This window comes from Stenotrophomonas capsici, assembly GCF_034961085.1.
Lineage (GTDB): Bacteria > Pseudomonadota > Gammaproteobacteria > Xanthomonadales > Xanthomonadaceae > Stenotrophomonas > Stenotrophomonas capsici.
The window spans coordinates 1-12360 of sequence record NZ_JAYFUH010000098.1 but is presented as its reverse complement, the minus strand read 5'-3'; the positions used below and the strand labels follow the sequence as shown (position 1 = coordinate 12360).

Sequence of the window (12360 nt, the reverse complement as noted above, 5' to 3'; positions counted from 1 at the left end):
CACAGCCGCCGGCGATGATGCCTACCGCGGGATGGTGGCGGGCGACCAGTTTTCCCAGCTGGCCTGGCAGGTTGCGGCCTGCCGGTTGGGGTTGGCCTGCGGGCCGAACAGCATGTTGATGACAAGCTATTGCGCCAACGGCGGGATCTGCTCCAAGGATCCAGGCCAGGATTTCGAATCGTTCGTGTATGACGCCGCCGTGCCACGGCAGAGCGAGGGAAGAATGAACCAGCTGGTAGACAGCCTGCGCGGTGCGCGGGGAGGTAAGCGATGAATTATCGTCAGTTCGTCCATGGAGCCAAATTCTGGGTCTGGGTGGTGTTGTTCGTTGCCTACTCCGCCGGTGCGGTGGGAGTGGTGCTGATCGATACCTACGAGGACCGTTACCGTGCGATGAGCAAGGTCAAGCTCACCACCGTGAAATCGGACCTCGACACCCGCCGCGCCGGTGCCAGCCAGGCCGCGGCCATCTACCGCGCGCAGAGTGGCGCGCCGTTCTCCACGCTGCAGCCGGGCAGCAGCTTCCAGATCGTGTGGCCGGACGGCTCGGTGGAGACGGTGACGGTGATGGATCCGTCCTCGCCACTGGGGACCGAGCCGGTCACCGGCAGCGCGATCGACGCCCGGTAAGCGGGCGCGAGGCAGGCAACGCGGAAGGGCGGGTTTCCCGCCCTTTTGTTTGCCCGCAAGTATTCCCGCGCGCGGCCGATATCGGGGCGTGCGAATGAGTGTGTTGAAAGACCCGTGATGATGATTGCCCGTTACGACCACACCCTGGTCGGCTTTTCGATAGTGGTCGCCGTGCTGGCGTCATACACCGCGTTGGACATGGCCGGGCGGCTGGCCACGGCGCAGGGCAGGGTCGCGCGCTGGTGGTTGCTGGGCGGCGCGGTGGCGATGGGGTTGGGCATCTGGTCGATGCATTTCATCGGCATGTTGGCCTTCGACCTGCCGATCCCCCTGGGCTACGACCTGGCGCTGACGCTGTGGTCGCTGGCGGTATCGGTGGGCGCGTCGGCTTATGCGCTGTGGCTGGTGTCGCGCCCCAGCCTGCAGGGCCTGCGGCTGCTGGCCGGTGCGGTGCTGATGGGGCTGGCGATCGCGGCCATGCACTACCTGGGCATGAGCGCGCTGCGCATGCAGCCGGGCATCGACTACCACCCGGGCTGGTTCCTCGCCTCGATCATGGTCGCCATCGGCGCGGCGGGCGCGGCATTGTGGATCGCCTTCCGGCTGCGCAACGAGCGCCGCAATACGCTGTACATGCGCGCGATGGCGTCGCTGCTGATGGGGTTTGCCATCGTCGGCATGCACTACACCGGCATGGCCGCCGCGCGCTTCCCGGAGGGCAGCATCTGTGGCGCGGTGAGCGCCGGTGGCATCGACACGCGCTGGCTGGCGGTGCTGGTGATCGTCACCACGGTGGCCACGCTGGGTATCGCCACGGTGGCCTCGTTGTTCGACCGTCGCATGCGCGAGCGCACCGGCGTGCTGGCCGACTCGCTGGCCGACGCCAACCAGAAGCTGGTGCAGGCGGCGCTGCACGACCCGTTGACCCAGCTGCCCAACCGCATGCTGCTGCAGGACCGCATGGGCCAGGCGATCAAACGCGCCCAGCAGGAGGGACGCATGGTCGCGGTGATCTTCTGTGACCTGGACGGCTTCAAGACGGTCAACGACGCCTATGGCCACCATCTCGGTGATCGCCTGCTGGTGGCGGTGGCACGCCGCATCGGCGCGCTGCTCGGGCCGCAGGACACCTTCGCGCGGCTGGGCGGCGACGAGTTCGTGATGGCGCTGGGCGTGGGAGGCCCGGACGACGCGCTGCTGGTGGCCGAGCGCATCGTCGCGGCGGCGGCGCAGCCGTTCCTGATCGACGCGGCGGAGCTGCAGGTCAGTGCCAGCCTCGGCATCGCGTTGTACCCCAGCGACGCGCGCAACGAGCGCGAACTGATGGCCCATGCCGACGTGGCCATGTACCACACCAAGCGGCTGGGCCGGAACGGCTACACCTTCTTCACCCCGGCCATGCAGGTCAACGCCAATCGCCAGCTGCGCCTGCTGCAGGACCTGCGCAAGGCGGTGGAGAACGACGAGCTGGTGCTGCACTACCAGCCCAAGTTCGACGCCGGTGGCCAGCGGGTGATCGGCGCGGAGGCATTGCTGCGTTGGCAGCACCCGGAGCTGGGCATGCTGGCGCCGGACATGTTCATTCCCATCGCCGAGCGCAGCGGGTTGATCCTGCCGATCGGCGATTGGGTGCTGGACCAGGCCTGCCGGCAGCTGCGGCAATGGCATGACGCCGGCAACCGGGAATGGACGATGGCGGTGAACCTGTCGCCGCTGCAGTTCGATTCGCCGGTGCTGGTGGAGACGGTGCGACGGATCATCCAGGTGCATGGCATCGATCCGACCTGCCTGACCCTGGAGGTCACCGAGACCACGGCGATGAAGGATGTCGAGGCCAGCCTGGACGTGCTCAACCAGTTGACCGCGATGGGGTTGAAGATCGCCATCGACGATTTCGGCACCGGCTATTCCAGCCTGCTCTACCTCAAGCGCATGCCGGCGGCGGAGTTGAAGATCGACCGTGCCTTCGTGCGCGACCTGGAGCGCAACGAGGAGGATGCAGCGATCGTGTCCTCGATCGTGGCACTGGCGCGCGCGCTGAACATCAAGGTGGTGGCCGAGGGCGTGGAGACCGCGGCGCAGCGCGAGTTCCTGCGTTCGCTGGGCTGCGACTCGCTGCAGGGCTACTTCCTGGGGCGGCCGACGGCGGCTGCGGCCTTCATGGGGTTGGCAGCGCCGACGTGACTCATCGGTGATGCCCGCCATCCACTGCGCGTGGTCGCGAACGACGCGCCGCAGGCGGGAAGGGGGCGCAGCGCAATCCCGGCGCACCCGCGGCGCCAGGCAAAAGAAAAGGCGGGTTTCCCCGCCTTTTCCTGTTCCATCAAACCGTCGATCAGGTCAGCGCGATCGACTGGTTCTTGCGCTCGGCCAGGCGCTTTTCCAGGTAGTGGATGTTCTGTCCACCGGCCTGGAAGCCCTTGTCGCGCATGATGCGCTGCTGCAGGGCGACGTTGGTCTTGATGCCGTCCACGACCATCTCGCTCAGCGCCACGCGCATGCGCGCGATGGCGGTGTCGCGGTCCGGGCCATGCACGATCAGCTTGCCGATCATCGAGTCGTAGTTCGGCGGGACCTTGTAGCCGGCGTAGATGTGGGTATCCACGCGCACACCCGGGCCACCCGGCGGGTAGAAGCCGGTGATCAGGCCGGGGCTGGGGATGAAGGTTTCCGCGTCCTCGGCGTTGATGCGGCATTCGATGGCGTGGCCGTGCAGCACCACGTCGCTCTGCTTGATGGTCAGCTTCTGGCCCGAGGCGATGCGCAGCTGCTCGGCGACCAGGTCGATGCCGGTCACCATCTCCGTCACCGGATGCTCCACCTGCACGCGGGTGTTCATCTCGATGAAGTAGAAGCGGCCGTCCTCGAACAGGAACTCGAACGTGCCGGCGCCGCGGTAGCCGATGCGGATGCAGGCTTCCACGCAGACCTTGCCGATCTGCTCGCGCAGTTCGGCGGTGATGCCTGGTGCCGGTGCTTCTTCCACCACCTTCTGGTGACGGCGCTGCATCGAGCAGTCGCGCTCACCCAGGTGGATGGCGTTGCCCTGGCCATCGGCCAGCACCTGGATTTCCACGTGGCGCGGATTCTCCAGGTACTTCTCCATGTAGACCTCGCCGTTGCCGAAGGCTGCCTTGGCTTCGGACTTGGTGGTCTCGATGGAGGCCTTCAGCGCGCCCTCGGCATGCACCACGCGCATGCCGCGGCCGCCGCCGCCACCGGACGCCTTGATGATGACCGGGTAGCCGATCTCGCGGGCGATCTTGGTGTTGGCGACGATGTCATCCCCCAGCGGGCCGCCCGAGCCGGGCACGCACGGCACGCCGGCGGCCTTCATCGCGCGGATGGCTTCGACCTTGTCGCCCATCAGGCGGATGGTTTCCGCACGCGGGCCGATGAAGATGAAGCCGGACTGCTCCACGCGCTCGGCGAAGTCGGCGTTCTCGGACAGGAAGCCGTAGCCAGGGTGGATGGCCTGGGCGTCGGTGACTTCAGCGGCGGCGATCAGTGCCGGGATGTTGAGGTAGCTTTCCGACGACGGGGCCGGGCCGATGCAGACCGACTCGTCGGCCATGGCCACGTGCTTGAGGTTGCGGTCGACGGTGGAGTGCACCGCGACCGTGCGGATGCCCAGGGTGTGGCACGCGCGCAGGATGCGCAGCGCGATTTCCCCTCGGTTGGCGATTACGACCTTGTCGAGCATGGCCGGCGCCTCAGGCGATCACGAACAGCGGCTGGTCGAATTCCACCGGGCTGCCGTTCTCGCCGAGGATGGCCACCACGGTGCCGGACACTTCGGCCTCGATCGGGTTGAACATCTTCATCGCCTCGATGATGGCCAGGGTTTCACCGGCCTTGATGGTCTGGCCGACGCTGACGAAGGCCGGCTTGTCCGGCGCGGACGAGGCATAGAAGGTGCCGACCATCGGCGCGCGCTGCACGTGGCCTTCCGGCAGGGCGTTGCCCGGCTTGGCGGTGCCACCGGTGGAGGCCTCGGTCGGGCCGCTCATCGGCATGGCCGCCGGCGCAGCGGCCGGGGCGGGCGCGTAGACCGGGGCGGCGACCGGGGCGGCGTAGCCGCCGACCGGGGTGCGCGACAGGCGCACGGATTCCTCGCCTTCCTTGATCTCGATCTCGGCCAGGTTCGACTCTTCCAGCAGGTCGATGAGCTTCTTGATTTTGCGCAGATCCATGAGGGCCTCTTTCGTTCTGTTGTAGCGGTAAGGTGGGGGCGCGGTGCGCCGGGTCAAAGTTCGTAGAAGTCGCGCAGTTGCCGGGTGCGGTCCTGCGCGTGGATGGTCAGGCAATGCGACCGCGCACCATTGCGCGAGGTTCCATCGGCATTGAAGGCGTAGACCGCGGCGCAGTCCTGGTCACGCAGGGTGATCCAGGCGCGTTGCGCGGCCACCAGCTGTTGCTCGGCGCTGTCGCAATGGCTGCAGCTGCCGTCGGTGGCCTGCTGCCGCAATTGCTGGCGCACCTGGCGGTAGACGGCATTGAGTGCCTCGTCGGCGTCCTCGGCGCGGTCGGCCGCGCACAGGTCGCTTTCCATCGTGCTGACCGCGGTCGTGCAGTCGATGCCCTCGGCGGCACGGTCACGGGCCGGGCGCGCATGCGCCGGCGCCAGCAGCACGCTGCCCAGGGCCAGGCCAACCAGCAGGTGCGGCAGCGCTTTCACGCGGCAGCCGCCAGCCGCTGCAGGGCGGCGTCCATCGCATAGCGGTAGCTGTCGGCGCCAAAGCCGCAGATCACGCCCACCGCCTTGTCGCTCAGGTAGCTGTGCTGCCGGAACGGCTCGCGGCTGTGCGGGTTGGACAGGTGGATCTCGATGAAGGGAATGGCCACGGCAGCCAGCGCGTCGCGCAGGGCCACCGAGGTATGCGTGAAAGCAGCCGGGTTGATCAGGATGAAAGCGGTTCCATCGGTGCGCGCGGCCTGCACCCGGTCCACCAGCACGTGTTCGGCGTTGGCCTGCAGGTGGTCGGTGGCATGGCCGGCGGCCTGCGCCTGCGCGGCCAGCGCCGCATCGATCTGGGCCAGCGTGGTGTGGCCGTAGACCTCGGGCTCGCGAGTGCCCAGCAGGTTCAGGTTGGGGCCGTGGAGAACCAGCAGTTTTGCCATGGACCGAGGGAAGGCGGGAAAGGGCGGCAGTGTGATCGAAGCCGGCAATGCTGTCCAGTTCGGCGAAATTAGCCGTGTTTAAAGCATTTGTTTGAATTCTGGAGGTGGCCGGGCCCGCGCGGCATGGTGGGCCATTTCCGTCATGCCCGCAGCGGTTTGGCGGGAAGAGCTGCTGTGCAGGCCTATTGCCCACGAACAGCCGCCCAGCGCAATGCGCAACGGTTGGCAGCGTGATGGGCGACGTTCGCGGATATCGCACCGCGCAGCTGCACGGCCAGGCGCGCGCGGCCATCTCCCTTCTCCCGAAAAGTGGGAGAAGGTGCCCCGAAGGGGCGGATGAGGGCGGCTTTCCCTGCCGCTGGACACTGCAAGTGAACCCACGATCCCCCGGATCGCGGTCCAGCGGATGCCCCCCATCCAGTTCGCTTCCGTTAATAGACGACCGGTCTATTTGAAATACGATGCGCCCCATGAACTTGTCCCCCAAAGCCCAAGCCACCCGCCAGCACATCCTCGATACCGGCTACCGACTGGTATTGCAGAAGGGATTTGCCGCGCTCGGCCTTCAGGAAATCCTCAAGGCCTGCGCGGTGCCGAAGGGCTCGTTCTATCACTACTTCCCGTCCAAGGAAGCGTTCGGCTGCGAGCTGCTGCAACAGTACGTCGACGGCTACGGGCGCAAGCTGGAGCAGTTGCTGGCCGATGGCGGCACCGGCCGCGAATGCCTGATGCGCTACTGGGAGGCATGGATGCGTGACCCGGCCGACCCGGCGCAGGGCTGGGCCGAGGAGTGCCTGGTGGTGAAGCTCGCCGCCGAGGTCGCGGACCTTTCCGAGGACATGCGCCGGGTGCTGGATGACGGCGTGCAGCGGCTGTTGCAGCGGATCGCCGTGCTGGTCGAGGAAGGCCGCGCCGATGGCTCGCTGCCGGCCGGCAAGCCCGCCCTGGATGTGGCGCGGGTGCTCTACCAGATGTGGCTGGGCGCAGCCCTGCTGTCCAAGCTGAGCCAGGACCACCTGCCCCTGCAGCAGGCGCGCGAGGCCACCGAACACCTGCTGACCTGCGGCCATCGCGCCGCGTGATTCCCCCACCGCCCCAACGATTGAAGGCACTGACATGAACGTCCTGTTCGTACTGACCTCGCACGACCAGCTCGGCGACACCGGGCACAAGACCGGCTTCTGGCTGGAGGAATTCGCCGCGCCGTACTACGTGTTCAAGGATGCCGGCGCCACCCTCACCCTGGCCTCGCCGGCCGGTGGCCAGCCGCCGCTGGACCCGCGCAGCGACGAGCCCGACGCACAGACGCCGGCCACCCGGCGCTTCAACGGCGACGATGCGGCGCGCCAGCACCTGGCCACCACGCTGCCGCTGGGGCAGGTCGATGCCAGCCAGTTCGATGCGGTGTTCTACCCCGGCGGCCACGGTCCGCTGTGGGACCTGGCCCGCGATGCCGATTCGATCGCGCTGATTGAAACCTTCGATCGTGCCAACAAGCCGCTGGGGCTGGTCTGCCACGCGCCGGCGGCGCTGGTCGCGGCGAAGAAGGCCGACGGCAGTCCGCTGGTGGCTGGCCGCAAGGTCACCGGTTTCTCCAACAGCGAGGAGGACGCGGTCGGCCTGAGCGCGGTGGTGCCGTTCCTGATCGAGGACGCGTTCACCCGCCTGGGAGGTGACTACGTCAAGGGGCCGGACTGGCAGTCCTTCGTTGTGACCGACGGTCGGCTGGTCACCGGGCAGAACCCGGCCAGCTCCGAAGCCGTGGCCCAGGCGCTGCTCGCGCAGCTCGGTTGAGCGGGCCCGTCACTTTCCCCTGGTTCCTGGCTGCGCGGCTTGCGCAGGCCACCTCACATACAAGGAATTCCGCCATGAAGATCTTCTACAAGACCCGCGCCACCGCGACCGGTGGCCGTGCCGGTCGTACTGCCCTGGACGACGGCAGCCTTGCGCTCGACCTCGCCCTGCCGGGCTCCGGCAAGGCCGGTGCCAATCCCGAGCAGTTGTTCGCGCTCGGCTATGCGGCCTGCTTCGACAACGCGCTGCCGGTGGCGGCCAAGAAGCTGCAGCTGCAACCCACCCACACCGCCACCTCGGTGGAAGTGGGCATCGGCCAGACCGCCGAGGGCGGCTATGCGTTGGACATCGACCTGAGCGTGGCGGTGCAGGGCCTGGACGAGGCCGACGCGCGCCGCCTGGTCGAGGCCGCGCACCAGATCTGCCCGTACTCCAACGCCACCCGCGGCAATGTCGACGTGCGCCTGCACGTGACTGTCGCCTGAGCCCCGGGGAGACCGTCATGCGCAGTGCGATCCACGCCACGTTTGGTGAACCGTCCCAGGTCCTGGTCCTCGGCGACAGTGCCGTGCCGCAACCCGGCCCGGGCGAAGTACGGATCAGGACGATCCTCGCGCCGATCCACAACCACGACCTGTGGACGGTACGCGGCCAGTACGGCTACAAGCCGGAGTTGCCGGCCATTGGCGGCAGCGAAGCGGTCGGCACCGTCGACGCGCTCGGCGAAGGCGTCGAAGGCTTGGCGATCGGCCAGCGGGTGATGGCGGCCTCGGTGCACGGCACCTGGGCCGAGTACTTCATCGCACCGGCGCGCATGGTCATCCCGGTGCCTGCCGGCATCGCCGATGAAGCCGCCGCGCAGCTGGTCGCGATGCCGTTGAGTGCGCTGATGCTGCTGGAATTCCTGCAGGCTCGCCCGGGCCAATGGATCGTGCAGAACACCGCCAACGGTGCGGTCGGCAAGACCCTGGCGATGCTTGCCGGCGCGCGTGGCGTGCCTGTGCTTGGGCTGGTGCGTCGCGATGCCGGCGTGGATGAACTCAAGGCGCTGGGCATCGACACCGTGCTGTCCACCGCACAGCCGGACTGGAAGGCACGCGCCCGCGCACTGCTCGGCGACACGCTGGCGCATGCAGCGGTGGATTCCATCGGTGGCCAGGCCAGCGCGGACCTGGTATCGCTGCTGGGAGACAACGGCACGCTGGTGTCGTTCGGCACCATGGCCGGTGAGCCGATGCAGATTCCCTCCGGCGACCTGATCTTCAAGCAGGCCACGGTCAAGGGCTTCTGGGGCAGCAAGGTCAGCCGCGAGATGTCGGGCGACAACAAGCGTCGTCTGGTCGGCGAACTGCTGCAGCGTGCGATGAGCGGTGAACTGACATTGCCGGTGCAGGCGACCTATGGCCTGGCCGACGTCGCCGAAGCCACGCGCGCAAGCCTGCTGCCAGGCCGCAGGGGCAAGGTGCTGTTGCGGCCGTGAGGCACGACGCGCCTCTGGAACGACACTGCCCCGCGCTTTGGCGCGGGGCAGTGTCGTTGTGCGATGCGGTGCACGCTCAGGGGGCGCCGGACGTGGCCCAGGCCTCGATCTCGCCGGCCTTGAACGGGCCAAGCTTGTGCTTGACGAAACGCCCCTGGGCATCGAGCAGCACGCTGTAGGGCAGCAGCCCCTGCGTGTTGCCGAGCTTGACGCTGGCATCGTCGGGGCCGGGCGTGTCGATCACGATCGGGTAATACACCGGCACATTGCCCAGAAAATCCTGCACCGCTTCCGGGGTGTCCAGGGCGATGCCCACCACCCGTGGGCCGTCGTCGGCATGCGCGGCGGCCAAGCGTGCCAGCTCCGGCATTTCCTCGATGCATGGCGCGCACCAGCTGGCCCAGACATTGATCAGCACCGGGCGGCCCTTGAAGTGCTCCGGGAAACGCACCGGCATGCCATCCAGGTCGGGCAGGGTGAACGCGGTCAGTGCACTGCCGGGGCGGACGTCATAGGTGGGAGCCACGGCTGGCGCGGCCGGGAACGGGGTCTGCATCGGCGGCGGCGGGACGGGGCGGGTCAGCCAGGCCCCGGCTGCCAGACCGGCCGCAGCGGCGATGCCCGCCACCCACGCTGCCGTGCGGCGCACTTCAGCGTGCCGCGCGCAGCAGCGCGTCTTCGACGATGGACTGGGTCAGCACGGTGGGCAGCACGCGCGGCGGTGCGCCCGGGCCGTACACCACGTACAGCGGCACGCCCACGGCCTTGTGCTGCTCCAGGAAGGCGCTGATCTGCGGATCGACGTTGGTCCAGTCGCCGTGCATGTACACCGCGTCCACGCGCTTGAGCGAATCACGGAACGCATCGCGGTTGAGCACGCCGCGCTCGTTGGCCTTGCAGGTCACGCACCAGTCGGCGGTCATGTTGACGAACACCACGCGGTTGTCTGCGCGCAGGCGGTCGAGCATTTCCGGCGAATAGGCGACCACGCCCTCCTGGGCGGCGGCCGCGGCAGGCGGCGGCAGGCGGGTGACGCCCCACACCGGGATCAGCGACAGCACCGCCAGCACCAGGCCAAGCACCATACCGGTCCGGCGGCTGTGCCAGCGGCTGCGCTCGAACCACCACAGGCCCAGCGCCAGCGTCGCCGCACCTGCCAGCATCAGCGCCATCGCGTCGATGCCGCGCTGCTTGCCCAGCACCCACAACAGCCAGATGGCGGTCAGGTACATCGGGAACGCCAGCACCTGCTTGAAGGTTTCCATCCATGCGCCCGGCTTGGGCAGGCGACGGGCCAGCGACGGCACGAAGCCGATCAGCAGGAACGGCAGCGCCAGGCCCAGGCCCAGCGCCACGAACACGAGGAAGGCCAGCGGCGCCGGTGCGGTGAACGCGTAGGCCAGCGCCGAGCCCATGAACGGGGCGATGCACGGGCTGGCCACCACGCAGGCCAGCACGCCGGTGAAGAAGTCGCCGCTGGGGCCGCTGCGGCGCGCCAGCGACTGGCCGATGCCGCCCAGGTTGGTGCCCAGGGTGAACACACCGGTGAGGCTCAGGCCGACCATGAACATCAGGTAGACCAGGGTGGCGATGAACCAGGGGTGCTGCAGCTGGAAGCCCCAACCGGCGGCCTGGCCGGCCGCGCGCAATGCCAGCACCAGGCCACCGACCGCGGCGAAGGCCACCAGCACGCCGGCGGTGTACCACAGGGCATGGCTGCGGGCGTGGGCACGGCTCTCACCGCTCTGCGCCAGGCCCAGCACCTTCAACGACAGCACCGGCAGCACGCATGGCATCAGGTTCAGCACCAGGCCACCGGCCAGTGCCAGCAGCAGCGCCCACAGCAGCGAGCCGTGGTCTTCGGTGGTGCCCGGCGGTTGGCTGCGCTGGCTGTTCTCGGCCGAGGCATCGGGCGCCGGTTCGGTCAGGTTGGGCGCGCCGGGGTCCGGGCGTACCACCAGCGGCTGCGGGGTCGGCGGGCTGGTCGGGTCGATGGCCGGCAGTACCGGCGCGCGATCCTTCTTGCCGCTGGGCAGCGGCGGGATCACCAGGGGCGCGACGGTGGCTTCCTCGCGCGCGGAGATGCGGCCGGCGGGCAGCTGCAGCTTCACCCGGCGGGTCATCGGCGGGTAGCAGATGCCGTCGGTCTGGCAGCCCTGGAAGGTCACCACCAGGGTGGCGGGGCTGGCTTCGGCGCGGTCGCGGCGCAGCGGCAGCGGCACGTCGACCTGGTCGAAGTAGACCACCACGTCGCCGAAATGCTCGTCGCGGTGCGAGGTGCCGTTGGGCCATTGCGGGCGGCCGGTGCGGATGCCCGCTGCGCCTTCCAGGCCCAGCGAGGTGCGGTCGCGGTACAGGTAGTAGCCCGGTGCCGGCGAGAAACGCAGCAGCAGGCGGTTGCCATCATCGACGATGGCCTCGAAGCCGAACGCCTTGTCCGCCGGCAGCGGCAGGTTCTGCGTGGCGGCGGCGCCGGGCAGCTTCAGCCCGCCGCTGTTGTTGGCGGCCAGGGGATTGAACATCGGTGCCGCGGCGGTCGCGGCCGGCGGCTCGCCGCCGGGGCCGGGCAGGCGGACCTCGATGCTGCGCTTCTGCGGCGGGTAGCACACCCCGGCGTCGGCGCAGCCCTGGTAGCGGACCTCCAGCGTGACCGTCTGCGTACCCGCTTCGGCGGTGCCGGGCAACACGGCGCGCAGCTGGCGGTGGTAGGTCTCCACGTCGCCGAAGAACTCGTCGTGCTTCTGCTCGCCCCTGCTGGGGAACTGCAGTGCCTCGGCAGTGAAGCCGGGGCCGGCCTTGATGCTGGTGCGGTGCCGGTAGAGGTAATAGCCGGGGGCGATGTCCCAGCGCAGTTCAATGCGGTCGCGACTCGGCGCGGTGGCCTGCAGGGCGAAGGCCTGGTCCACCGGGAGCAGGTCCTTCTCGCTGACGGCCAGTGCGGGCAGGGCGGTCAGGCAGAGCAGGTAAAGGGCGATAAAACGTCGCAGCAGCATCATCAACTCAGGTTTCCTCCCGGGTCTGTGCCCGGATCCAATCCAGATACGCCGGCAATCCGGCGCTGGCGGAGATCGCCACGATCTCCGGTAGTTCGTAGGGGTGCCGCTCGAGGATGGCGGCTTGCAGGGCCTCCAACCGGTCCGCGCAGGTCTTGATCAACAGCTGGACCTCCTCGGCCTGCTCGATCTGCCCCTGCCAGCCATACACAGACTGCATCGGGGGCAACAAGTTCACGCACGCCGCCAGCCGCCGCGCCACCAGGTGGTGGGCCAGGGCCTGCGCGCTGTCGTGATCGGGGCAGGTGCAGAAGACCAGTCTTACGTCCATCCGCGGGATTG

The 12360-nt window shown here is 68.5% G+C and carries 13 protein-coding genes and 1 pseudogene; 7 read left to right on the top strand and 7 right to left on the bottom strand.

Annotated features, from left to right (window positions below):
* From VA603_RS08830 to VA603_RS08820, 3 genes and pseudogenes are all read left to right on the top strand, one after another.
* Positions 1-274, top strand: a pseudogene (locus tag VA603_RS08830) (hypothetical protein); the annotation flags it as partial.
* Positions 271-630: a hypothetical protein gene (locus tag VA603_RS08825; RefSeq protein ID WP_132863368.1), complete on the top strand. Its 360-nt coding sequence runs from the start codon at positions 271-273 to the stop codon at positions 628-630. The pseudogene VA603_RS08830 and the gene VA603_RS08825, both read left to right, overlap by 4 nt.
* A 117-nt stretch (positions 631-747) precedes the next feature.
* Positions 748-2814: a putative bifunctional diguanylate cyclase/phosphodiesterase gene (locus tag VA603_RS08820; RefSeq protein WP_132863370.1), complete on the top strand. Its 2067-nt coding sequence runs from the start codon at positions 748-750 to the stop codon at positions 2812-2814.
* 151 nt (positions 2815-2965) lie between these two features.
* Here the strand turns inward: VA603_RS08820 and accC are convergent, their stop codons facing one another.
* Genes accC through aroQ form a run of 4 tightly spaced genes read right to left on the bottom strand, consistent with a single transcriptional unit; the run spans position 2966 to position 5751 of the window.
* Entirely contained in the window at positions 2966-4333 is a 1368-nt protein-coding gene (accC, locus tag VA603_RS08815; RefSeq protein ID WP_132863372.1) for an acetyl-CoA carboxylase biotin carboxylase subunit, read from the bottom strand.
* Between the two features lie 10 nt (positions 4334-4343).
* On the bottom strand, positions 4344-4823 hold the full coding sequence (gene accB, locus VA603_RS08810; RefSeq protein ID WP_132863374.1) for an acetyl-CoA carboxylase biotin carboxyl carrier protein: 480 nt from the start codon (positions 4821-4823) through the stop codon (positions 4344-4346).
* 53 nt (positions 4824-4876) lie between these two features.
* Entirely contained in the window at positions 4877-5308 is a 432-nt protein-coding gene (locus tag VA603_RS08805) for a lysozyme inhibitor LprI family protein (RefSeq protein ID WP_192286808.1), read from the bottom strand.
* The gene (gene aroQ, locus VA603_RS08800) at positions 5305-5751 is read right to left on the bottom strand and encodes a type II 3-dehydroquinate dehydratase (protein WP_323438565.1); all 447 of its coding nucleotides are present in this window, start codon (positions 5749-5751) and stop codon (positions 5305-5307) included. The genes VA603_RS08805 and aroQ overlap by 4 nt, the downstream gene beginning before the upstream one ends.
* Before the next feature lie 470 nt (positions 5752-6221).
* On the opposite strand from aroQ, the gene VA603_RS08795 reads away from it, so the two are divergent.
* The 4 genes from VA603_RS08795 (at position 6222) to VA603_RS08780 (ending at position 9025) form a co-directional block, all read left to right on the top strand.
* Positions 6222-6833 carry a TetR/AcrR family transcriptional regulator gene (locus tag VA603_RS08795; RefSeq protein ID WP_132863377.1) on the top strand — a complete coding sequence of 204 codons (612 nt, stop codon included), beginning with the start codon at positions 6222-6224 and terminating at the stop codon, positions 6831-6833.
* A 34-nt stretch (positions 6834-6867) separates the two neighbouring features.
* A complete protein-coding gene (locus VA603_RS08790) occupies positions 6868-7545 on the top strand; it encodes a type 1 glutamine amidotransferase domain-containing protein (protein WP_132863379.1) in 678 nt (225 codons plus the stop codon).
* 74 nt (positions 7546-7619) lie between these two features.
* Entirely contained in the window at positions 7620-8030 is a 411-nt protein-coding gene (locus VA603_RS08785) for an organic hydroperoxide resistance protein (protein WP_323438564.1), read from the top strand.
* Between the two features lie 17 nt (positions 8031-8047).
* Positions 8048-9025, top strand: a complete 978-nt coding sequence (locus VA603_RS08780; RefSeq protein WP_323438563.1) for a zinc-binding dehydrogenase — start codon at positions 8048-8050, stop codon at positions 9023-9025.
* A gap of 76 nt (positions 9026-9101) precedes the next feature.
* On the opposite strand, the gene VA603_RS08775 is transcribed toward VA603_RS08780, so the two are convergent.
* Genes VA603_RS08775 through cutA form a run of 3 tightly spaced genes read right to left on the bottom strand, consistent with a single transcriptional unit; the run spans position 9102 to position 12358 of the window.
* Positions 9102-9674 carry a TlpA disulfide reductase family protein gene (locus VA603_RS08775; protein WP_323438562.1) on the bottom strand — a complete coding sequence of 191 codons (573 nt, stop codon included), beginning with the start codon at positions 9672-9674 and terminating at the stop codon, positions 9102-9104.
* 1 nt (position 9675) lies between these two features.
* Positions 9676-12021 carry a protein-disulfide reductase DsbD family protein gene (locus tag VA603_RS08770; protein ID WP_323438561.1) on the bottom strand — a complete coding sequence of 782 codons (2346 nt, stop codon included), beginning with the start codon at positions 12019-12021 and terminating at the stop codon, positions 9676-9678.
* Positions 12022-12025: 4 nt separating this feature from the next.
* Positions 12026-12358: a divalent-cation tolerance protein CutA gene (gene cutA, locus VA603_RS08765; RefSeq protein ID WP_425603681.1), complete on the bottom strand. Its 333-nt coding sequence runs from the start codon at positions 12356-12358 to the stop codon at positions 12026-12028.
* Positions 12359-12360: the final 2 nt, after the last annotated feature.